General features: G+C 71.1%; 19 protein-coding genes and 1 pseudogene. 15 read left to right on the top strand and 5 right to left on the bottom strand.

The features are described from left to right. Positions 1 to 96 precede the first annotated feature (96 nt). From GFH49_RS32320 to GFH49_RS40665, 12 genes and pseudogenes are all read left to right on the top strand, one after another. Positions 97 to 1,656 carry a glycoside hydrolase family 53 protein gene (locus GFH49_RS32320; RefSeq protein ID WP_155059610.1) on the top strand — a complete coding sequence of 520 codons (1,560 nt, stop codon included), beginning with the start codon at positions 97 to 99 and terminating at the stop codon, positions 1,654 to 1,656. Positions 1,657 to 1,858: 202 nt separating this feature from the next. After that, positions 1,859 to 2,146, top strand: coding sequence for an ArsR/SmtB family transcription factor (locus tag GFH49_RS32315; RefSeq protein WP_155059609.1), 288 nt, complete (start codon positions 1,859 to 1,861; stop codon positions 2,144 to 2,146). A 42-nt stretch (positions 2,147 to 2,188) separates the two neighbouring features. After that, entirely contained in the window at positions 2,189 to 3,151 is a 963-nt protein-coding gene (locus GFH49_RS32310) for an SMP-30/gluconolactonase/LRE family protein (RefSeq protein WP_155059608.1), read from the top strand. Positions 3,152 to 3,310: 159 nt separating this feature from the next. After that, positions 3,311 to 3,760 (top strand): FluC/FEX family fluoride channel, encoded by a 450-nt coding sequence (locus tag GFH49_RS32305; RefSeq protein ID WP_155059607.1) that lies wholly within the window; start codon positions 3,311 to 3,313, stop codon positions 3,758 to 3,760. Continuing rightward, positions 3,757 to 4,137 carry a putative PII-like signaling protein gene (locus tag GFH49_RS32300; RefSeq protein ID WP_155059606.1) on the top strand — a complete coding sequence of 127 codons (381 nt, stop codon included), beginning with the start codon at positions 3,757 to 3,759 and terminating at the stop codon, positions 4,135 to 4,137. The genes GFH49_RS32305 and GFH49_RS32300 overlap by 4 nt, the downstream gene beginning before the upstream one ends. Next, positions 4,134 to 4,493: a fluoride efflux transporter CrcB gene (gene crcB / locus GFH49_RS32295; RefSeq protein ID WP_155059605.1), complete on the top strand. Its 360-nt coding sequence runs from the start codon at positions 4,134 to 4,136 to the stop codon at positions 4,491 to 4,493. The genes GFH49_RS32300 and crcB overlap by 4 nt, the downstream gene beginning before the upstream one ends. An 83-nt stretch (positions 4,494 to 4,576) precedes the next feature. Next, on the top strand, positions 4,577 to 5,413 hold the full coding sequence (locus tag GFH49_RS32290; RefSeq protein ID WP_155059604.1) for an undecaprenyl-diphosphate phosphatase: 837 nt from the start codon (positions 4,577 to 4,579) through the stop codon (positions 5,411 to 5,413). Between the two features lie 150 nt (positions 5,414 to 5,563). Next, the gene (locus GFH49_RS32285) at positions 5,564 to 6,241 is read left to right on the top strand and encodes a FadR/GntR family transcriptional regulator (protein WP_155059603.1); all 678 of its coding nucleotides are present in this window, start codon (positions 5,564 to 5,566) and stop codon (positions 6,239 to 6,241) included. Next, positions 6,238 to 7,680, top strand: a complete 1,443-nt coding sequence (locus GFH49_RS32280) for an amino acid permease (protein ID WP_155059602.1) — start codon at positions 6,238 to 6,240, stop codon at positions 7,678 to 7,680. The genes GFH49_RS32285 and GFH49_RS32280 overlap by 4 nt, the downstream gene beginning before the upstream one ends. A 32-nt stretch (positions 7,681 to 7,712) precedes the next feature. After that, entirely contained in the window at positions 7,713 to 8,729 is a 1,017-nt protein-coding gene (locus GFH49_RS32275; protein WP_155059717.1) for an asparaginase, read from the top strand. A 260-nt stretch (positions 8,730 to 8,989) separates the two neighbouring features. Continuing rightward, positions 8,990 to 10,399 carry an aspartate ammonia-lyase gene (gene aspA, locus GFH49_RS32265; protein WP_155059601.1) on the top strand — a complete coding sequence of 470 codons (1,410 nt, stop codon included), beginning with the start codon at positions 8,990 to 8,992 and terminating at the stop codon, positions 10,397 to 10,399. 136 nt (positions 10,400 to 10,535) lie between these two features. Next, positions 10,536 to 10,736, top strand: a pseudogene (locus GFH49_RS40665) (polyprenol phosphomannose-dependent alpha 1,6 mannosyltransferase MptB); the annotation flags it as partial. A 305-nt stretch (positions 10,737 to 11,041) separates the two neighbouring features. Here the strand turns inward: GFH49_RS40665 and GFH49_RS32255 are convergent. Continuing rightward, positions 11,042 to 12,211 carry a D-alanyl-D-alanine carboxypeptidase family protein gene (locus tag GFH49_RS32255; RefSeq protein WP_155059600.1) on the bottom strand — a complete coding sequence of 390 codons (1,170 nt, stop codon included), beginning with the start codon at positions 12,209 to 12,211 and terminating at the stop codon, positions 11,042 to 11,044. Positions 12,212 to 12,298: 87 nt separating this feature from the next. After that, the gene (gene rho / locus GFH49_RS32250; protein ID WP_155059599.1) at positions 12,299 to 13,441 is read right to left on the bottom strand and encodes a transcription termination factor Rho; all 1,143 of its coding nucleotides are present in this window, start codon (positions 13,439 to 13,441) and stop codon (positions 12,299 to 12,301) included. Between the two features lie 998 nt (positions 13,442 to 14,439). Here rho and GFH49_RS32245 point away from each other — a divergent pair. Together GFH49_RS32245 and GFH49_RS32240 are read left to right on the top strand one after the other, a co-directional pair. Next, on the top strand, positions 14,440 to 15,021 hold the full coding sequence (locus GFH49_RS32245; protein ID WP_155059598.1) for an Rv1733c family protein: 582 nt from the start codon (positions 14,440 to 14,442) through the stop codon (positions 15,019 to 15,021). 76 nt (positions 15,022 to 15,097) lie between these two features. After that, entirely contained in the window at positions 15,098 to 15,826 is a 729-nt protein-coding gene (locus GFH49_RS32240) for a class I SAM-dependent methyltransferase (RefSeq protein WP_155059597.1), read from the top strand. A gap of 353 nt (positions 15,827 to 16,179) precedes the next feature. Here the strand turns inward: GFH49_RS32240 and GFH49_RS32235 are convergent, their stop codons facing one another. Both GFH49_RS32235 and GFH49_RS32230 read right to left on the bottom strand, forming a co-directional pair. After that, on the bottom strand, positions 16,180 to 17,346 hold the full coding sequence (locus tag GFH49_RS32235) for a serine hydrolase domain-containing protein (protein WP_155059596.1): 1,167 nt from the start codon (positions 17,344 to 17,346) through the stop codon (positions 16,180 to 16,182). 103 nt (positions 17,347 to 17,449) lie between these two features. Continuing rightward, on the bottom strand, positions 17,450 to 18,418 hold the full coding sequence (locus GFH49_RS32230; RefSeq protein ID WP_155059595.1) for an acetylxylan esterase: 969 nt from the start codon (positions 18,416 to 18,418) through the stop codon (positions 17,450 to 17,452). Positions 18,419 to 18,520: 102 nt separating this feature from the next. Between GFH49_RS32230 and GFH49_RS32225 the strand changes: the two genes are divergently transcribed. Further along, complete coding sequence (locus GFH49_RS32225) at positions 18,521 to 19,915, top strand: 8-oxoguanine deaminase (RefSeq protein ID WP_155059594.1); 1,395 nt, start codon at positions 18,521 to 18,523, stop codon at positions 19,913 to 19,915. 59 nt (positions 19,916 to 19,974) lie between these two features. On the opposite strand, the gene GFH49_RS32220 is transcribed toward GFH49_RS32225, so the two are convergent. Further along, positions 19,975 to 20,556 carry an Rv1733c family protein gene (locus tag GFH49_RS32220; RefSeq protein ID WP_155059593.1) on the bottom strand — a complete coding sequence of 194 codons (582 nt, stop codon included), beginning with the start codon at positions 20,554 to 20,556 and terminating at the stop codon, positions 19,975 to 19,977. Positions 20,557 to 20,616: the final 60 nt, after the last annotated feature.

Here is a 20,616-nt window from a genome sequence, read left to right as displayed (position 1 = left end):
GCGTGCCACGAGAGCCGCGGGCGGAGGGGGACCCCTCACCTGCTCGGCGAGGGGGCACCCCCATCTCCATTCATGTCGAAGGGACGACGGACGACGATGTTCCATCCCAGACGCACCCTGAGAGCCCTGCTGCTGCCGCTCGCGGCGGGTCTCGCCCTCACCGCCCTGCCCGCGCAGACCGCCCAGGCGGCCAGCACCCTCACCAACACCGGGTTCGAATCGGACGGCTCGGGAGTCGCCACGCCCACCGGCTGGTCGGAGTACGGCTCGACCGGCGCCTCGTACGTCGAGGCCGGTGGCCGCAGCGGGAGTTACCGGCTGAGCCACTACTCGTCCTCCGCCTACAAGGTGGAGACGTACCAGTACCTGTCGGGGCTGACCAACGGCAACTACAAGCTGACCGCCTGGGTCCGTTCCGGCGGCGGGCAGAACTCGGCGTACATAGCCCTGAGGAACTGCGGGAGTTCGGAGCAGCGCACCGACCTGCCGGTGTCCGCCAGCGGGTGGATCCGGATCGTCGTGCCGATCAATGTGACGAACAACCAGTGCACGATCAGCATCAACAGTGACGCGAACGCCGGCAACTGGATCAACGTTGACGACCTGAGCTTCGCGTCGGGCACGTCCAGTACGTCGATCCATGGTGCCGACGTCTCCTCGCTCGCCAAGAGCGAGGCCAAGGGCGGCGTCTACAGGAACAGCTCCGGCACGACCGGTGACGCCCTCTCGATCCTCAGGTCGTCCGGCATGAACTACGCGCGCCTGAAGGTCTGGGTGAACCCGGCCGACGGCTACAACAACAAGGCGCGCGTGCTGGAGACGGCCAGGCGCGTCAAGGCGCAGGGCATGAAGCTGCTGGTCGACTTCCACTACTCGGACATCTGGGCCGACCCGGGCGCCCAGTCCAAGCCGGCCGCGTGGGCGGGCCACTCGTACAGCCAGCTCAGGTCGGACGTGTACAACCACACGTACGACGTGTTGAACGCGTTGAAGGCCCAGGGCACCACCGCCGACATGGTCCAGGTGGGCAATGAGATCAACGGCGGCATGCTGTGGTCCGAGGGTTCCACGGACAACTGGACGCAGCTCGCCGGGCTGCTCAACAGCGGATACGACGCCGTCAAGGCCGTCAACTCGTCCACCACCGTCGCCCTGCACCTCGCCAGGGGCGGCGACCTGTCCGGCACCCGCTGGTGGTTCGACTCGGCGGTCGCGAACGGCGTGAGGTTCGACGCGATAGGCCTGTCGTACTACGGCTACTGGCACGGCTCGCTCTACGACTTCCAGACCACCCTGGACGACGCGGCCTCCCGCTACGGCAAGCCGGTCTTCGTCGCCGAGACGGCCTATCCGTTCCGGCTCGACAGCGAGGACTCACACGAGAACATCATCGACCTCAGCGGTGAACTCGTCTCCGGCTACCCGGCTTCGACATCCGGCCAGACCCGGTGGATGAAGGACATCGCGAGCATCGTGGAAGCCGTTCCCAACGGCCGCGGCCTCGGTGTCTTCTACTGGGAGGCGACCTGGACGGCGGTCACCGGCAACGGCTGGGACCCCACCGACTCCTCCTCCGGCAACGCCTGGGAGAACCAGGCCCTGTTCGGCTACGACGACAGGGCACTCCCGGCGATGGCATGGTTCAGCCACCGCTGAGCCAGTGATGGAAGGGGCCCGGCCGCGGTGCGGCCGGGCCCTGTCCGTGCCGGCTCCGCCCCATACAGAGCGCACGCTCCACCCCATACAGAGCGCACGGACGTTCGATACCGGACAAAGGTGGCGAAGTTCCGGACGTGGCGGCCTGGACTGCGCAAGAGTGGGCACACGCGGTCCGATGAGGCCGGGACGGAGGGGCGAGATGCTGAGGACTCCCGTCAGTCAGCGGAGGCTGGACATCCTGGAGTGGCTCAAGGATCCCGCCGCGCACTTCCCGCCCCAGCGGCACGCGAGCGCCGTCGAGGACGGCGTCACCGCGGCCGCCGTCGCCGCGAAGCTCGGCGTGTCCCGCTCGGCCGCGGAAACGCATCTGGGCCTGCTCGCCGCCGTCGGCGTGCTGCGCACCAGGAAGATCCGGCTGCGCACCTACTACCGGCGCGACGAGGTGCGGATCGCCGAGGTGGCGCGGATGTTCGAGAAGGGCTGGTAGCCGCGGCCGGCTCCGCAGGGCAGGAACGAAGGGCAGGCGCGCATGGACGGACCCACCGCTCTCGTCCCCCGGCACTACGTCGCGATCGGCGGCCGCGGCCCCGAGGACGTGGTGACCGACGCGCGCGGCCGGGTGCTGACCGGCGTCGAGGACGGCCGTATCGTGCGCCTCGACGGACTGACGGAGCCGTTCGCCGCGCGCGTCGAGGTCCTCGCCGAGACCGGAGGCAGGCCGCTCGGACTCGAACTGCTCCCGGACGACGCCCTGTTGGTGTGCGACGCCGTGCACGGGCTGCTCCGCGTCGGACTCCGTGACGGAGTCGTCCGCATCCTCGTCGACTCGGTGGCGGGGGAGCGGCTGCGGTTCTGCAGCAATGTGATCGCCCTGTCCGACGGCAGTGTCTGCTTCACCGTCTCCAGCCGCCGCTACCCCCTGGAGCACTGGATCGGCGATCTGGTCGAGCACACCGGAACGGGCCGCCTCCTCCGTCTCACCCCGGGCTCGGACAGGCCCGAAGTGCTCCTGGAGGGCCTCCAGTTCGCCAATGGGCTCGCCGCGAGCGGCGATGAATCCTTCCTGGTCGTCGCCGAGACCGGCGCTCGTCGCCTCACCCGTTACTGGCTCACCGGGCTGAAGGCGGGACGGTCCGAACCGTTCGCCGAGGATCTCCCGGGTATGCCGGACAACCTGTGGCGCGCGGGACCGGAGGGCCCCGTCTGGGTCTCCCTGGCCGGCCCGCGTGTCCCCCCGCTGGACCTGCTCCACCGCACCACCCCGACCGTGCGCCGCGGCGCCGCACGCCTCGCCGTGCGCGCCCCCTTCCGCCCGACGGCATGGTCCGGGGTCCTGGCCTACGACGACCAAGGCACCGTCGTGCACCACCTGACCCTCCGCCACTCCCGCTTCCGCATGGTCACCAGCGTCTGCGAGACGAACGGGCACCTGATCCTCGGCAGCCTGTGGGAGCGGGGCGTGGCCGTGTGCGAGGCACCGGTCACGAAGTGACCCCGCGGACTGCCGGAGTTACCCTGATGTCCGGCCGCGATCAGTCCTCGCGGCACGGCGGTGGGGCCCGCCGTACCCGAACCGCGGCACGGATGCCGCCAACGGTCCCTACTTGCGACGACCGCATGCCCGGGTTCCGGCGAGTAGGAGACGCACGACATGACAGCCCCCGAGACCACCACGCTCCGTACATCGCAGCGGCCTGCCCGGCACGGTCAGGCGCCCGTCGTCGCGGTGGTCGCACTGGGCGGGGGTGTCGGCGCGGCAGGCCGGTACGCCGCTGCCCTGTGGTGGCCGACGACGCCGGGCGGATTCCCCTGGGCGACCTTCTGGACCAACGTGGTCGGCTGCGCCGTGATCGGGGTGTTCATGGTGGTCATCACCGAGGTGTGGGCCGCCCACCGTCTGCTGCGCCCCTTCTTCGGCACGGGTGTGCTCGGCGGCTTCACCACCTTCTCCACGTATGCCGTCGACATCCAGAAGCTGGTGGACGCGGACCGCCCCGGCACCGCGCTGGGCTATCTCGCCGCGACCCTGTCCGCCGCTCTGACGGCGGTGTGGCTCGCGGCCATGGGGACCCGGCGTGTCCTGAAGCGGAGGCAGTCATGATGAGGCTGACCGGCAGTGCACTGCGCGTGACCGTCTTCATCGGTGAGAACGACATCTGGCGCCACAAGCCCCTCTACACGGAGATCGTGCACCGGGCACGCGCGGCGGGCCTCGCCGGTGCCAGTGTCTTCCGTGGCATCGAGGGGTTCGGCGCCTCCTCCCTGATCCACACCTCACGGCTGTTGTCCCTGAGCGAGGACCTGCCCGTCGCGATCGTGATCGTGGACACCGAGGAACGCGTCCGCGCCTTTCTGCCGCAGCTCGACGAACTCGTCACCGAAGGACTCGTCATCCTCGACGACTGCGAGGTCATCCGGTACACCGGCCGCGACACCGGACCGGGTGAATCGGACACGGAGGGTAAGAAGGCGTTGTGAACTGGCTGCTCGTCCTCGGGGGCGCCATGGTCGGCGCACCGCTCCGCTATCTCACCGACCGCGCCGTTCAGTCCCGGCACGATTCGGTGTTCCCCTGGGGCACCTTCGCGGTGAACATCACCGGGTGTCTGATCCTCGGCCTGTTGACCTCAGCCGCGAGTTCCCAGGCTCAGCTCCTGCTCGGCACCGGTCTGTGCGGGGCGCTCACCACCTACTCGACCTTCTCGTACGAGACGCTGCGACTCACCGAGACGGGAGCGGGGCTCTACGCCGTCGCCAACGTCGTCGGCAGCGTGGTGGCGGGGCTGGGCGCGGCGTTCGCCGGGGTGTGGCTCGCGCAGACGGTGTGGGCCTAGGCCCGGGCCTGGCGCGGAAACACACCGACACGCGGTAAGACTGGTCACCGCACTGTCGACCACCTTCCCCAGAACGGGATCCCATGAGCGCCATCAGCGTCGGTCAGGCCGTCGTCCTCGGAGCCGTCGAGGGGGTGACCGAGTTCCTGCCCGTCTCCTCCACCGGCCATCTGAAGATCACCGAAGGGCTGATGGGCATCCCGGTGGACGACGACGCCGTCGTCGGGTTCTCGGCCGTCATCCAGGTCGGCGCGATCGCCGCCGTGCTCGTGTACTTCTTCAAGGACATCATGCGGATCATGACCGCCTGGTTCCGCGGTCTCGCCGACCGTGAGGAGCGCTACCACCACGACTACAAGTTCGCCTGGTGGGTGATCGCCGCGACCATCCCGATCGTGGCGGTGGGCCTGGCGGCCAAGCCGCTCATCGAGGGTCCGCTGGCCTCCCTCTGGGTGGTCGCGGGCTCGCTGATCGTCGGCAGTGGCGTGATGTGGGCGGCGGACCGGATGGGCCGGCACAAGCGAGGTGAGGACGACACGTCCTTCAAGGACGCGATGCTGGTCGGCAGCTCACAGATCCTCGCCCTGCTCTTCCCCGGCTTCTCGCGCTCCGGCGCCACCATGTCCACCGCGCTCATGCTCGACCTGGACCGGGTCGCCGCCACCCGCCTGTCCTTCTTCCTCGGCATCCCCGCCCTGACCGGCGCCGGGATCTACGAGCTGAAGGATGCCCTCGGCGCGGGTGCGGGCGCCGCCCCGCTGGTCGTCGGCACGCTGGTCTCCTTCGTGGTGGCCTACGCCTCGATCGCCTGGCTGCTCAAGTTCGTCGCCAAGCACTCGTTCAACGCCTTCGTCATCTACCGCATCGCCGTGGGCCTGCTGCTGTTCGGCCTGCTCGGCACCGGCGTCCTGAACAGCTGACGCCCAGGGGTGTGGGGCCTTCAGTCCGCACACCCCTGAAATTCTCCTTTCATCCAGGCTTGACAGCTCCCACCCGCCGCCCGGAGTATCACTCCCGTGAACCTGTCAGACAGCCGGACAGCCAGTCAGCCGCCGCGGCGCGTCAGCGCCATGGAAGCGGTACTCGGGCACCTCCGCGGCGCCATCGAGCGCGGCGAGTATGCCATCGGGGACAAGCTCCCCTCCGAGGCGGAGCTGTGCCGCACCCTGGAGATCAGCCGGCCGGTGCTGCGCGAGGCCCTGCGGGCGCTGCAGACCATGGGCCTGACGGTCTCCAAGACCGGGAAGGGCACCTTCGTCGTCGCCAACGCCGTCGAGGACCCCACCTTCGGCGACTATGTGGCCAGTGACCTCCTTGAGGTGCGCCGCCATGTCGAGATCCCGGTCGCCGGGTATGCGGCGGCACGCCGCACCCCGGAGAACCTGGATCACCTGGCCCACCTTCTCGACCGTATGGAGCGGGAGACGGACACCACGGCGTGGGTCGCGATGGACACGCTCTTCCACCTGGCCGTCGCCGAGGCCGCCCAGAACCCGGTGTTCCGCCGGGTCATCGAGGAGATCCGCGACGCACTGGCCCGCCAGTCCGCGTTCCTCAACGAGCTGGGCGGCCGGCGCGAGCAGTCCAACCGGGAGCACCGGGCGATCGTCGAGGCGCTGATGGACGGCAGCGAGCAGGACGCGGTCGACGCCATGACCCACCACCTCGACCGGGTCGAGACGACCCTCACCGACATCGTGCGCTCCGCGCGCACCGACACCCCCACGGAAGGCGGACCCGAGGCGTGAGCGAGCAGTCCCTGCACGAGGGCGTGCAGAAACGTTCCGGCCATGTCGATGCCGGCGACGAGGGCTACAGCAAGTCCCTGAAGTCCCGGCACGTCAACATGATCGCCATCGGTGGCGCCATCGGCACCGGCCTCTTCCTCGGCGCGGGCGGCCGCCTCGCCGACGCCGGTCCTTCTCTGTTCATCGCCTACGCGGTCTGCGGAATCTTCGCCTTCCTCGTCGTCCGGGCCCTCGGCGAACTCGTCCTGTACCGGCCGTCGTCCGGCGCCTTCGTGTCGTACGCCCGGGAGTTCATGGGGGAGAAGGGTGCGTACACCGCGGGCTGGATGTACTTCCTCAACTGGGCGACGACCGGTATCGCCGACATCACGGCCGTGGCCACGTACACGCACTACTGGGGCATGTTCTCCGACATCCCCCAATGGTTGATCGCCTTGATCGCGCTCGCGGTCGTGCTGACCGTCAATCTGATCTCGGTCAAGATCTTCGGCGAACTGGAGTTCTGGTTCGCGATCGTCAAGGTCAGCGCGCTGGTGATCTTCATGTGCATCGGCATCTTCCTGCTGGTCACCCAGCACCCCGTCGACGGAGACACCCCCGGCGCCTCACTGATCACCGACCACGGCGGCGTCTTCCCCAACGGCCTGCTGCCCATGCTGCTGATCATCCAGGGCGTCGTCTTCGCCTACGCATCCGTCGAACTGGTCGGCGTCGCCGCGGGCGAGACCGAGAACCCCGAGAAGATCATGCCGAAGGCGATCAACTCGATCATGTGGCGCGTGGCCCTGTTCTACGTCGGCTCGGTCGTCCTGCTGTCGATGCTGCTGCCGTGGAACAGGTACAGCGCCGGTGAGAGCCCCTTCGTGACCGTGCTGTCCAACATCGGCATTCCGGCGGCGGGCGGCGTGATGAACCTCGTCGTCCTCACCGCGGCCATGTCCTCACTCAACTCCGGCCTGTACTCCACCGGCCGCATCCTGCGCTCCATGGCCATGAACGGCTCCGCGCCCCAGTTCACCTCCTTGATGAGCCGCAGCCAGGTTCCGTACGGCGGAATCCTGCTCACCAGCGGTATCTGTGTCCTCGGTGTGGGCCTCAACTTCGTCGTCCCCGCCGACGCGTTCGAAATCGTCCTCAACTTCGCGGCGATCGGCATCCTCGCGACCTGGGGCATGATCATGGTCTGTCACCTGCTCTTCTGGCAGAAGACCCAGAAGGGCGAACTCACCCGCCCCGGCTACCGACTGCCGGGCTCCCCCTGGACCGAACTCGTGACGCTGGCCTTCCTCGCCTCCGTCCTGGTCCTCATGTACGCCGACGGCGGCGCCGGACGCACCACCGTGCTCTGCCTCCCGCTGATCGTCGCGGCGCTGGTCGCGGGCTGGTACGCCGTCCGCAGCCGTACAGCGCGCAACTCACCCACCGGAGCCGACGCGTGAACCGCGTATCGGCCGAACCCGACCAGGCAGTGATGCACAGCAGCTCCGTCGCGGACGCCCCCCTGATCCGCGAACCCCGCCACACCCCCCTCGCCCACCTGATACGCGGCGGGGTGATCGAGGGCATCCACTACGGCTCCGTCGTCGTCCTCGGCACCGACGGCCGGGTCCAGCTCCAGCTCGGCGACATCGAGGCGGCCTTCTATCCGCGCTCGGCGCTCAAGCCCGTCCAGGCCGCCGCCATGGTGCGCGCCGGGCTTCCGCTCGACGGAGAGCTGCTGTCGCTCGCCGCGGCCAGTCACTCCGGAGAGGAACGCCATCTCGCCGGGACCCGGCGGATCCTGGAGCTGGCCGGCGTCACCGAGGACGACCTCCGCAATGTCCCGGACCTGCCGTTCGACCCCGTCGTCCGGGACGCCTGGGTGAGGGACGGCCGGACGCCCTCCCGGCTCGCGCAGAACTGCTCCGGCAAGCATGCGGCGATGCTCTACACGTGCGTGCTCAACGGGTGGCCCCTCGACGGCTACCTCGACCCCGGCCACCCGCTCCAGCAGGCCGTCGCGGAGATCGTCGAGGATCTCACCGGGCAGCGGATCGCCCAGGTGACCGTCGACGGCTGTGGGGCGCCGCTGTTCTCCGTGTCGCTGCACGGGCTGGCTCGGGCCGCCGCGCGGATCACGACTGCGGTAGCCGGCACTCCTGAGGCCCGGGTCGCCGACGCGATGCGGGACCACGCCGAGATGGCCTCCGGCTTCGGGCGGGATGTGGCCGCGCTCATGCGGGCCGTGCCGGGACTGCTCGCCAAGGACGGGTTCGAGGGCGTGCAGGTCGCTGCGCTGCCGGACGGACGGTCTGTGGCCGTGAAGATTGCGGATGGGGCGAATCGGGCGCGGGTGCCGGTTGCCGCGGCGGCGCTCGCCCGCGCGGGCGTGGACCCTGAGTTGCTGACCGAGTTCGCGGGTGAGCCGCTGCTGGGGGGCGGTCGGTCGGTCGGGTATGTGCGGCCCGTTCCGTCGCTGGAGCCGGTTGTTGCTTCGGCTTGCGCCTAAGGACGTGCCGGACTTCTTGTCCGGCGGCTGCGGGGCCGAGTGCGGCCGGTCTCGCCCACGCGGCGGAGCCGCACATTGACACAGCCCCGCGCCCCTGAAGGGACACAGCCCCGCGCCCCTGAAGGGACACAGCCCCGCGCCCCTGAAGGGACACAGCCCCGCGCCCCTGAAGGGACACAGCCCCGCGCCCCTGAAGGGACACAGCCCCGCGCCCCTGAAGGGGCGCTCACCCTCACCCCTCAGAAGGAGACGCTTCCCTCATGACCGCCGTCACCCGCCGCGAGCACGATCTACTCGGAGACCGTGACGTCCCCGCCGACGCGTACTGGGGCATCCACACCCTGCGTGCCACGGAGAACTTCCCCGTCACCGGCATGCCGATCTCCGCCTACCCGCATCTGATCGACGCGCTCGCTGCCGTGAAGGAGGCCGCCGCCCTCGCGAACGAGGAACTCGGGCTGCTGGAGCCGGAGAAGGCCGCTGCCATCGTCGAGGCCTGTCGTGAGATACGTGACGGCAAGCTGCACGGACAGTTCGTCGTCGACGTGGTGCAGGGCGGCGCCGGCACGTCGACGAACATGAACGCCAATGAGGTCGTCGCGAACAGGGCGTTGGAACTGCTCGGCCACGCGAAGGGGCAGTACGAGTACCTGCATCCCAACGAGGACGTCAACCTCGGTCAGTCAACCAATGACGTCTACCCGACCGCGGTCAAGGTCGCGACGGTGTTCGCGGTGCATGGGCTGCTCAAGGCGATGTCCGTACTGCAGGACGCTTTCGCCCGCAAGGCTGTCGAGTTCCGCGATGTACTCAAGATGGGCCGCACACAGTTGCAGGACGCGGTGCCCATGACGCTGGGCCAGGAGTTCTCCGCCTATGCCGTCATGATCGACGAGGACCGCAGCCGTCTTGACGAGGCGGTCGAGTTGATCCACGAGATCAACCTGGGCGCCACGGCCATCGGTACCGGCCTCAACGCCCCCGCCGGATACGCCGAGTCGGCCCGCCGCCACCTCGCGGACATCACCGGGCTCCCGCTCGTCACCGCGGCCAACCTGGTCGAGGCCACCCAGGACTGCGGCGCGTTCGTCCAGATGTCCGGCGTGCTCAAGCGGATCGCCGTGAAGCTCTCCAAGAGCTGCAACGACCTCAGGCTGCTGTCGTCGGGCCCGCGCGCGGGCCTGGGCGAGATCAACCTGCCGCCGGTGCAGGCCGGTTCGAGCATCATGCCCGGCAAGGTCAACCCGGTGATCCCCGAGGTCGTCAACCAGGTCGCCTTCGAAGTGATCGGCAACGACGTCACCATCACCATGGCCGCGGAAGCCGGACAGCTCCAGCTCAACGCCTTCGAGCCGATCATCCTGCACTCGCTGTCGGAGAGCATCACGCACTTGCGTGCCGCTTGCCTCACCCTCGCCGAACGGTGCGTGTCCGGCATCACTGCCAACACCGAGGCGCTGCGCGCGAGCGTGCAGAACTCCATCGGCCTCGTCACCGCCCTCAACCCGCACATCGGGTACACGGCTGCCACCGACATCGCCAAGGAAGCGCTCGCCACCGGACGCGGAGTCGCCGAACTCGTCCTGGAGAAGGGACTGCTGCCCGCCGAGCGGCTGGCCGACCTGCTGCGGCCGGAGGTCGTCGCGGGCAGCGGCTCACCCTTGGCCTGACGTCGCAAGCGCACCAGGACCGGTCCCCTCGGCCTCGCCCGCGAGGGCGACGCAGTCGCCGTGGCGTAACAAGTCGGCCGCCACCCGACGGGCGGCCAGTCGCTTTCCGGCCACTCGACGTTGACACGCTTTGCGGGTGTTGGCCACGGCGTCTCCCGCCGGTCTCCGTCGCTGCCAGGCTCTCGGTCCGGCCGGTACCGCCTTTCTCGCACTGGGAGGTGAGACGGCGGGAGCCCTGCCGGTCCGTGAGCTGATCGCGCCGTCGTCCGCGCATGCGGCCCTGGGTCTGGTCGGCGTGTACTTCGGCATCATTCTGCTGATTGTGGTGCTCCTCGGCGTGTGGGCGGTTCGGGCCCGCCGCGCGGTCGCGGTCGGCGACTGGGCGGCGGCGTTCGCCCGCACCGGGCTGACCGCGTGCCTGATCAGCCCGATCACGTGGGTGCACCATCTGGTGTGGCTGCTGCCCGCGTTCGCCGTGCTGGTCCGTGCCCGGCAGCTTCGGCCGGCGGCCGGTCTGTACGCGGTGCCGTGCACCGGCGTGGTGTGGCTGTGGTTCGACGACACCTCCGGCATCGACGGATTCCTCGGCAGCAACACGTACGCCTGGATCACGCTCGGCCTGCTGCTGTGGCTGCCGGTCGGTCAGCGCCGCCTGAGCCGGATGCCCACCAGCCCCAGCACCAGCGTCACCACACCGGCGCCCAGCACGGCCGCACCCGCGATCCCGCCTTTCGCCGCCCAGGCCGACCGGGTGTCCGGGGTGGCGGTGGCGACCACGGGCACGGCTTCCGGAGCCGGCCTCGGTCTGGCCCGCAACGCGTCCAGCGACCCCACCGGATCGACCCGCCCGGCGGCGTCGAACCCCCAGTCGAGCAATGAGCGCGCCTCTTCGTAGACGGTGTGCCGGCCGCCTTCCTGAGGGTTCATCACCGTGACGACGAGGGTGCGCCCGCTGCGGCGGGCAGCGGCGACGAGCGTGTGGCCGGCATTGCTGGTGTAGCCGTTCTTGATGCCGATCAGACCGGGATACGGTTCCACGCCGTCGGCGCCGGTCAGCAGCCGGTTGGTGTTGTGGATGTCGTACGACCAGCCGCCCCCGCCCGGGAACTCGGCCACGGCCGTGGCGCAGTACCGGGCGAAGTCCCGGTGATGCAGCCCCGCGCGGCCGAACACCGCCAGGTCGTACGCCGACGACACCTGGCCCGGTGTGTCGTAGCCGTCCGGCGACAGGACGTGCGTGTCCCGGGCGCCCAGGGCACGGGCCTTGGCCTGCATCCGCTGGGCCGTTGCGCGCCAGCCGCCGCTGAGCCGGGCAAGGACGTGCACGGCGTCGTTGCCGGAGTTCAGGAAGACGCCGTTCCACAGGTCGGTCACCCGGTAGGTACGGCCTTCGGCGACCCCGACCAGGCTGCTGCCGGGGCCGAGATCCGACAGCTCCTCCGCGTCGACCGTGTGGCGGACGCCGCCGGGCAGCACGGGCAGCACGGTGAGTGCGAACAGGGTCTTGAGCGTGCTGGCGGGCGGCAGTTTCCGGTGCGCGTCGTGGGCGGCGAGCACCTCGCCGGTGCGCGCGTCGGCGACCACCCAGGACAGCGCGGAGACCGGCGGGAGTCCGGGTGTCCGGGGGTGCGGCCGGACCTGTGTGCCCAGGCGGTACAGCAGGGCCGGCTGTGGCGTGGCCGGTCGTGGTCCGGGCGCGTCCGGGTCTGTGCCGGGGTGGGCGGCGGTGCCGGCCGGCGCGAGGGCCAGCAGGCCCGCAACGCAGAGCACGCAGGTCGGCACGACCGCACGGGACCTAAATCCGATAGTCATATCGGAAACCTAGGAACGCCCCCGCCCTGCGCCGCGCTGCCCGGGCCGAGCGCCGCGTGCGTGCACCCGGATGCCGCACACCCCGCATCAGGAGGCGGGCAGCGTCGGCTGGATCCGGCGAAGGAAGGTCGCATTGTCCGGCGTGTCGCGCATCCGCTCCAGGAGCGTCTCCAGGCCGCTCTGCCCGTCCCGGCTCTGCAGGACCCGCCGCAGCCCGCGTACGGCCGTCAACTCGGCCTGAGGCAGCAGGAGTTCCTCGCGCCGGGTGCCGGAGGGGTTGATCTCGACGGCCGGGAACACGCGGCGCGCGGCCAGTTCGCGGCTGAGCCGCAGCTCCATGTTGCCGGTGCTCTTCAGCTCCTCGAAGAAGAAGTCGTCGGCACGCGAGCCGGTGTCCACCAGCGCCGTGGCGAGGATCGTGAGCGAACCGCCCTCCTCGGCCAGCCGGGCGGCGCCGAAGAACCGCTTCGGCCCGGTCAGCGCGGTCGCGTCGACGCCGCCGCTGAGGGTGCGGCCACCGGCTGCGGCCGCGTTGTTGTGCGCCCGGCACAGCCGGGTCAGGGAGTCGAAGAGGATCACGACGTCCTCGCCGTCCTCGACGAGCCGCTTGGCCCGCTCGATCACCAGCTCGGCGAGCGCGATGTGCTGCTTGGGCCCCCGGTCGAAGGTGGAGGCGTACACCTCGCCGTGCACGGAACGCCGCATGTCGGTGACCTCCTCCGGCCGCTCGTCGAGCAGCACGACCATCAGTCGGCACTCGGGGTGGTTGCCGGCGACGGCGGCGGCGGTCTGCTGGAGGAGGACGGTCTTGCCCGTCTTGGGCGGGGCCACGATGAGCCCGCGCTGGCCCTTGCCGACGGGCGCGATCAGGTCGGCGACCCGCCCGGTCGGACCGGCCGCCGGGTGTTCGAGGCGGAGCCGCTCGCGCGGGTGCAGCGGTGTGAGATCACGGAAGTGACGGCGGCCGTGCCGCGACTCGGCCGGTCGGCCGTTGATCCGTACGACCTCGGTCAGCGCACGCTGCGTGCCGCGCACCCCGTCCACGAGGTCGCCCTTGCGCAGACCGTGGCGGCGGATCAGCGCGGCGGGGACCTGAAGGTCGGACGGGGAGGGCAGGCAGCTCTCGGCGCGCAGGTGACCCTTGCCGCCCGCGTCGATGTCGAGGACGCCGGTGGCGGCCCGGGCCGGGGGTTCCTGCTGACGGGGAAGGTGTTCGAGTGTGGTGGTCATAAAGGGCTGTCCTTTCACGGACGGAAGGCATGGGACATGCGGAAGGGAGGGAGGAAATCCGCGAGCCGGAGGGCGTATGACGCGCCTCGGGCGGCGGGGAACATCACCCCGGATACGTACGGCGGACGAACGCTTCTGCGAGGTGGTGTCAGGAAGCCGACGGGCCGACCGGGAAAGGGCGGGCTGTTCGGCGAACTGGAGAGAAGAACTGGCACCGGCGCCGACAGACGGGCGAACACGAGTGCTATCGGCAGCGTACCACCCTGTACGCTGCCGCGTCTGTGAGATGAGGCTCAGCGGGCAGGCAGCAGGCCGTACGCCAGCGGGATACGCGGTTCGTGCAGCCGCCACCGGCCGGACGACGCGCGCACCATCTGCGGCCGGCGCCGCGTCCGCCTCCGCGTGGAGGAGAGCGTGGTGTTCTTCCACGCGCTGGTCCGAATCCGGGCGGGCGACCGGTGCCGACGGGACCCCGCAGAACTACCGGCTGGGCGCAGGTCGTCGGTGGGGCGACAGCTCCTCGACGACACCGGAGGTTCCGATGACCGGCCTCGCGCGCAAGCTCCTGACCCGACTGCGCCGCGGATCCGCCGCCCTCGCGCAGATCCGGGCATCCCGGCCGTCTGGCTCGCGGGCCCACGCCTGGGAGGCTGACCATGGCCGCTGCTCCCGCTGCTCCCGCTGCTCCCGCTGCTCCCGCCGCGCCCCGCCCGTGGGCTCGCCCTCGGGCCGCTGCCCGGGCTGCGTCTGTCCGGGCCGGGCTTCGGTGCCTGTGCGGTCGCGGGGTCCGGCGCCGCTTTCGCCGGCATGGGGGGAGGGGAGCCCGGGTGGGCTTCCGGCATCAGCACCGCCGCCTTCCCGTGATCGCGTTCAGGCCGCCGGGCTGGCCTGCACGGGCGCGGACATGTTCAGCATCACCTGAATCCTCGCAGCGCCGGGAGCGCGTTACGGGAGGACACTGGGGGTGTGGTGTCGGCGCGGGCAAGGGGGTGTCGACTATGGCGACGACGCAGCGTCCAAAGGTGCGGATGTGGCGATGGCGGCGCAATCCGCTCCGGCGGCGTATCGATGTGGTCGAGGCCTGGCTCGTGCTCGGCGCGTGGATCCTGGCCATCGTCTGCGTGCTGCCGGCGGGGCTGGCGACCAAGGCCGCCGTGCAGCACGACCTCGACCGGCAGCGGGCGGAGCGGCAGCAGGTCACAGCCGTCCTCGTCGCGGACGCGGGTGACAAGCCGACCGTGAGCCAGGCCGACGGTGACCTGGTGTGGGCCAACGCCCGCTGGACCGCCCCGGACGGTAAGACCCGCACAGGCCTCGCCAAGGTGCGGCCCGACACCCCCGCCGGGTCGCGGATCACCGTCTGGACCGACCAGTCCGGAGCCCTGGCGGCCGAGCCCGTGTCGCCCGGTGAGGCCAGGTTCCAGTCGGTCCTGGCGGGCGGCCTGGCCGGGGTGATCGCGGGCGCGATCGTGATCGGCGTTTCCTACGGGGCTCGGGCGGGGCTGGACCGGCGGAGGATGGCGCAGTGGGATGCCGAGTGGGAGCGCATCGACACCCGGCGCGGCGGCAGGACGGGCTGAGCCGCGCTCGACGAGGTCAGCGGGCGTCGTGGACGCGCGTGTGCTCCCGCCGTCCCGTTCCCCTAAGCTGACGCGAATGTTCAGCCCCGAAGGCCCCCGTCTCCGCGAACTCGCCGTCCAGGCGCTGTCGTCCGTCGAGCGCGGCTACGACCTGCTCGCCCCGAAATTCGATCACACCCCCTTCCGGACCCCGGACTCGGTGCTCGACGCGGTCGCGCGGGCGCTGGCCGGGATCGGCCCGTTCGATGCCGGGCTCGACCTGTGCTGCGGGACCGGAGCGGGCGTCGACGTGCTGAGGCGGGTGTGCCGGGAGAGCGTCACCGGCGTCGACTTCAGCGCCGGGATGCTCGCCGTGGCGAGGGAGAAGACGCGGTCGGCGGGGCCGCGGGTCGACTGGGTGCGGGCGGACGCCCGTGCGCTGCCCTTCGCGGCCGGCTTCGATCTTGTCGTGAGCTTCGGGGCGTTCGGGCACTTTCTCCCCCGTGAGCTGCCCGGACTGTTCACGCAGGTCCACTCCGTGCTGCGGCCTGGCGGCTGCTTCGCCTTCCCGCTGGTCGCGCCGCCGCGTTTCGCTTCCCCCGCCTATTGGATGCTGCTCGGTTTCGACACCGTGATGCGGGTGCGCAACGCTGTGTGGCGACCGCCGTTCGTCATGTACTACCGGGCCTTCCGGCTCGGGGACGTACGGCGGGAGCTGGGGAATACGGGATTCGACGTCGAGCTGCACGCCCTGCCCGGGTTCGGGCAGCGGCCGGACGGCAGCCCGCGTGTGCGGATGGTGGTGGCGCGTCGCCGGGCGGCTTAGCGAGTGAGTCGGATTTCCCGATCGCACTGCCTGGCCCCGGTCGACACCCGCCCGCCGCACGCCGACGTGCCGGTTCCGGACACCTGCGCACCGGTTCCGGACGCCTGCGCACCGGCACCGCCGACTTCGTCCGCGACGGCCTCGACGCCGGCGACGTCGTCCTCGCCGTACCGAGCGGGCACCACATCGCCCTGCTGACAGAGGCGCTCGGCAGCAGGGCCGGGGACGCGAGTTCGCCGACTCCCGCGACTGGTACGACTACCCCTCCCGCACCCTGGGCCGCCACCACGCCTACCGCCTCCAGCAGGGGACCGGCGCCGGTTCGAGCGCAACCCGCTCGCTCAGGCGTCGTCTCACAGCGCGCCGTACAGGGCGTCGATCAGTGCCATCTTCCGCGGGTCGTTCGCTATGTGGGGCCCCATCCGGTTCATCACATAGCCCAGCGACACCCCGGCCTCCGGGTCGGCGAGACCGCAGGAGCCGCCGAAGCCGTCGTGCCCGAAAGCCCGCGGGTTCGGACCGTACGAGCCGTTCGGCCCACTGAGCCACAGGCCGAGCCCGGCCTCGGTCTCCTGCTCGAACCCGGCACCGAGCACCAGGTCACGGCAGCTGCCCTGTCCCTCGCGCACCCGCTCGGCCGCCTCGGGGGAGAGGATGCGGTGGCCGTCGTGCGCGCCCCGGCCCGCGAAGATCCCGTACAGCGCGGCGACCGCGCGGGCGGTGCCGTGGCCGTTCGCGGCGGGGATCTCGGCGGCCCGCCAGGCGGGGGTGTTGGCCTCGGTCGCGCCGACCAGGGGGTTGGCCAGCACGGCGAGCGCCTCCGGGCTCAACTGGCTGAAGGCCGCGGCCTGTTCGCTGCTCGACGCGGCCGGCGGATGCACCAGTTCGGCTGCCCGTCCCGCCTCCGTCTCCGGCAGCCCGACGGTGAAGTCGATGCCGAGTGGCCCGGTCACCTCCCGCTCCAGGAACGCGCCGGGCCGCAGCCCCGAGACGCGCCGCACCACCTCCCCGACCAGGAAGCCGTACGTCAGCGCGTGATACCCGGACTGTGTCCCCGGCTCCCACCAGGGCTCCGTCGCCGCCAGCCGCCGGACGGTGAACTCCCAGTCGTACAGCTGATCCAGCGAGTGCGGCTCACGCGGACCGGACAGACCGGCGCGGTGCGACAGCAGATGCCGTACGAGGACCTTGTCCTTGCCGGCTGCCGCGAACTCGGGCCAGTACACGGCCACCGGCGCGTCGAGGTCGAGCAGCCCCCGGTCGGCGAGCATGTGCGCGCACAACGCCACCGGGCCCTTGGTCGTCGACCAGACGTTGACCAGCGTGTCGCGCTCCCACGCGCGCGTGCGGGCCGCGTCGGCCCATCCGCCCCACAGGTCCACCACGGTCGTGCCGTCCACGGTGACGGCGACCGCGGCACCCAGCTCGCCCCGGTCCCGGAAGTTCTCCTCGAACGCTGTGCGCACCGCCGTGAAGCGGGTGTCGCAGTGTCCGAGAATCTGCGGCTCGTGCTCGGGCATGGCTCCTCCGTGGTCCGTCGCCGAGCCCGGGCCGCGACGCTGCGACCCGGGCCCGATGAACATACCGACTGGTCGGACCGGAGAGAAGACGCCGGGCGGATTCTCAGGCGTACGACCGCAGCCAGCTCAGCTGGACCGCCTGCTGGTAGGGCCCGCCGCCCTCGTGGTCGTTGAAGTCGTACACCTCGATCGTCTTGTCCGCGTGCGCCCAGGCGTTGAAGGCCGCGAAGACCGTGGACGGCGGGCACGTCTGGTCCTCCAGGGCCGCCGAGAAGAGGGCGGGAGCGCTGCCGCGGGGCGCGAAGTGCACGGCGTCGAAGTAGGAGAGCGTGCGCAGGACGTCGGCGCTGCGGCCGCGGTGCGTCTTGAGGTAGTTGCCGATCTCGCGGTACGGATTGCGGTCCGTCAAGGTCGTCGCACGCGGGAAGTCGCACAGGAACGGCACGTCCGGCGCCACCGCGGCGAGGTCCGGGACCAGCCCGCCCACGGCGAGGGTGATGCCGCCGCCCTGGCTGCTGCCGAGCGCGACCGTGCGCGCCGGGTCGGTCAGCGGGTGCGCACGGGCAGCCTCCACGGCACGCACGCCGTCCGTGAACACCCGGCGGTAGTAGTAGTCGTCGGGCGCGTCGATGCCGCGCGTCATGAACCCCGGATACGCGGGTGCGCCCGCCACCGGGTCCGCCGTGCCCCCGCCGCCGCCCCACGCGCTGCCCTGCCCGCGGGTGTCCATCACGAAGTGCGCCCGGCCCGTGGACGCCCACAGCAGATGCTCGTGCGGCAGACCGCGCCCGCCGCCGTAGCCCACGAACTCCACCACCACCGGGATCGGCGCGTCGGCCCCCGCGGGAACCGTCAGCCAGCCCTTCACCGGGTGACCCCCGAACCCGGCGAACGTCACGTCGTACACCTGCACCGTCGTCAGCCCCGTGTCGACCGGCTCGAAGCGGGCGTCCAGATCGTGCTCGCGTGTCTCCTGCAGGGTCTTCGCCCAGAACGCGTCGAAGTCCTCGGGCTCCACGGAGGCACTGCGGTACGCGCGAAGCTCATCCAGGGAGAGGTCGAACAAGGCCATGGACAACCACCTTTGCGAAGAGGGCGTGCGAGTGATCACACCGTACGTGGGCGGTCTGACGACAGACCAGGTCTGTGTCCGGCGGACGCCTACCATGAGGCCATGTCGCTCGCCGATGATCCGCCGGTCCAGGACACCGAACTCCTGGTCAGGGACGCCGAACTGCTCGTCGTGGACGGGGACCTGGAGATCCCGGGCGGCTGGGTGGCGGTCAAGGGCGGCCGGGTCACCGGGGTGGGTGGCCCCGGAACGGAACCCGAGGCCGCCATGACAGTCTCCGCGGCCGGACGGCTCGTCACCCCGGGCCTGATCAACACGCACCACCACATCTACCAGAACCTCACCCGCTCCTACGCGCCCGCGGTGAACGGCTCCCTGTTCGACTGGCTGACCACGCTCTACCCCCTCTGGTCCGTCCTCGACGAGGAGGCCGCCCACGTGTCGGCGTACGTCGGGATGGCCGAACTGCTCATGGGCGGCTGCACCACCTCCTCCGACCACCTCTACGTCCATCCGCGCCCGCGGCTCGTCGACGCCGAGATCCGCGCCGCCCGGGACATCGGCTTCCGCTTCCATGCGACCCGCGGTTCGATGACCCGCTCCGTGGCGGACGGAGGGCTTCCGCCGAGGAGCGTCACCCAGACCACCGACGAGGTGCTCGCCGACAGCGAGCGGCTGATCAAGGCGCACCACGACCCGGCGCCGGGTGCGCTGGTGCGGGTCGCGCTCGCGCCCTGCTCGCCCTTCTCCGTGACCAAGGAGCTGATGACGGCCACCGCCGAACTGGCCGAGCGGTACGACGTACGGCTCCACACCCATCTCGCCGAGGACCACGACGAGGACGTCTACTGCCTGGAGACCTACGGCTGCCGGCCCGTGGAGTACTTCGAGGACACCGGCTGGATGAGCGACCGCACCTGGGTCGCGCACTGCATCTACCCGAACGGCGACGAACTGCGCCGCCTCGCCGCCGCGGGCGTCGGAGTGGCGCACTGCCCCAGCTCCAACATGCTCATCGGCGGCGGTACCGCGCCGGTGCGGGAGATGCGCGAACTCGGGCTGCCCGTCGGTATCGGCTGCGACGGCTCCGCCTCCACCGACCACGCCTCCCTCTGGATGGAGACCCGGGCGGCGCTGCTGCTCGGTCGCTACCGGGGCGGGCCCGGGGCGATGACCGCGCGGGACGCCCTCGACATCGCGACCCGTGGCTCGGCCCGCTGTCTGGGCCGCGCCGACGAACTGGGGCGGCTGCGCCCCGGGGCCTGTGCCGACCTGGTCGTCTGGGACCTGCACGAGGTGGCGCTGGCCGGGGCGCTCAGCGACCCCGTCGAGGCCTGGCTGCGCTGCGGACCCGCGCGGGCCTGGACCACGGTCGTCGGCGGCCGGATCCTCGTCGACCGCGGCGAGCCTGTCCTCCCGGGGCTGACGGACGCCCTGCGCGCCCACGGGCGCATCGCGCGCCGGATGCAGGAGCGGCAGGCGCAGGCCCCGGCGTGACGTTCCCGGCTGCCGCGCGGCGCGGGACCTTCGAAGACCTTCGAAACACGCCCTGGCGATCAGGCCCAGCGTCGTGTCCACTCCGGTTCTGTGCGGGCCCACTCCCGCTCCCACTCGGTCAGCCGGTGGTGCATGGCCACATGGCGTACGGCCCCATGTCCGAGGAGCACCACGGCGACTGCACCGCCTGTGGCGCACAGGCCCATGGCGAGCGTGTGCTGCCACACCCCGGAGCTGTCGAGTGGCGGCGTTACGCTGCGGCCCCGGGAGTCGAACCACACGTGGACCCTCTCACCCGGCCGGCTGCCCGGCGGCACGAGCGCCCTGGCCGTACGCTCCCCCTGACCCGGCTCCGTCCAGCGCACGGTCATCCGGCGCGGGGACGTCCCGCCCTGCGTGCTCGGCACCGAGCCCGAGGCGGCGCCGACCACCTCGGCCCGCACCTGGCGGCGTTCGGCACGCTGGGCCGCCGCCGTGTCCCGCGCCTCGCCATGAGCCCACCAGGCCGCAACCGCTCCGGCCAGCGGCGTTCCCACACACAGCAGGACGGCGACGACCACCACCGTCCATGCCTCCACGATGTCCGACCGGCGCCGCAGCGGGCTGGGCCGCCAGCGCCAGCCGCGCACCAGGGTTCGCATGTCGACCTCCTCGCCGTCACGCCTACGAGTGCCCACATCGAGTGGCCTAAGCGGGGGCGG

This window comes from Streptomyces blattellae (assembly GCF_009709555.1).
In the GTDB taxonomy this organism is placed as follows: domain Bacteria; phylum Actinomycetota; class Actinomycetes; order Streptomycetales; family Streptomycetaceae; genus Streptomyces; species Streptomyces blattellae.
This window is presented reverse-complemented; position numbering and strand designations above follow the sequence as displayed.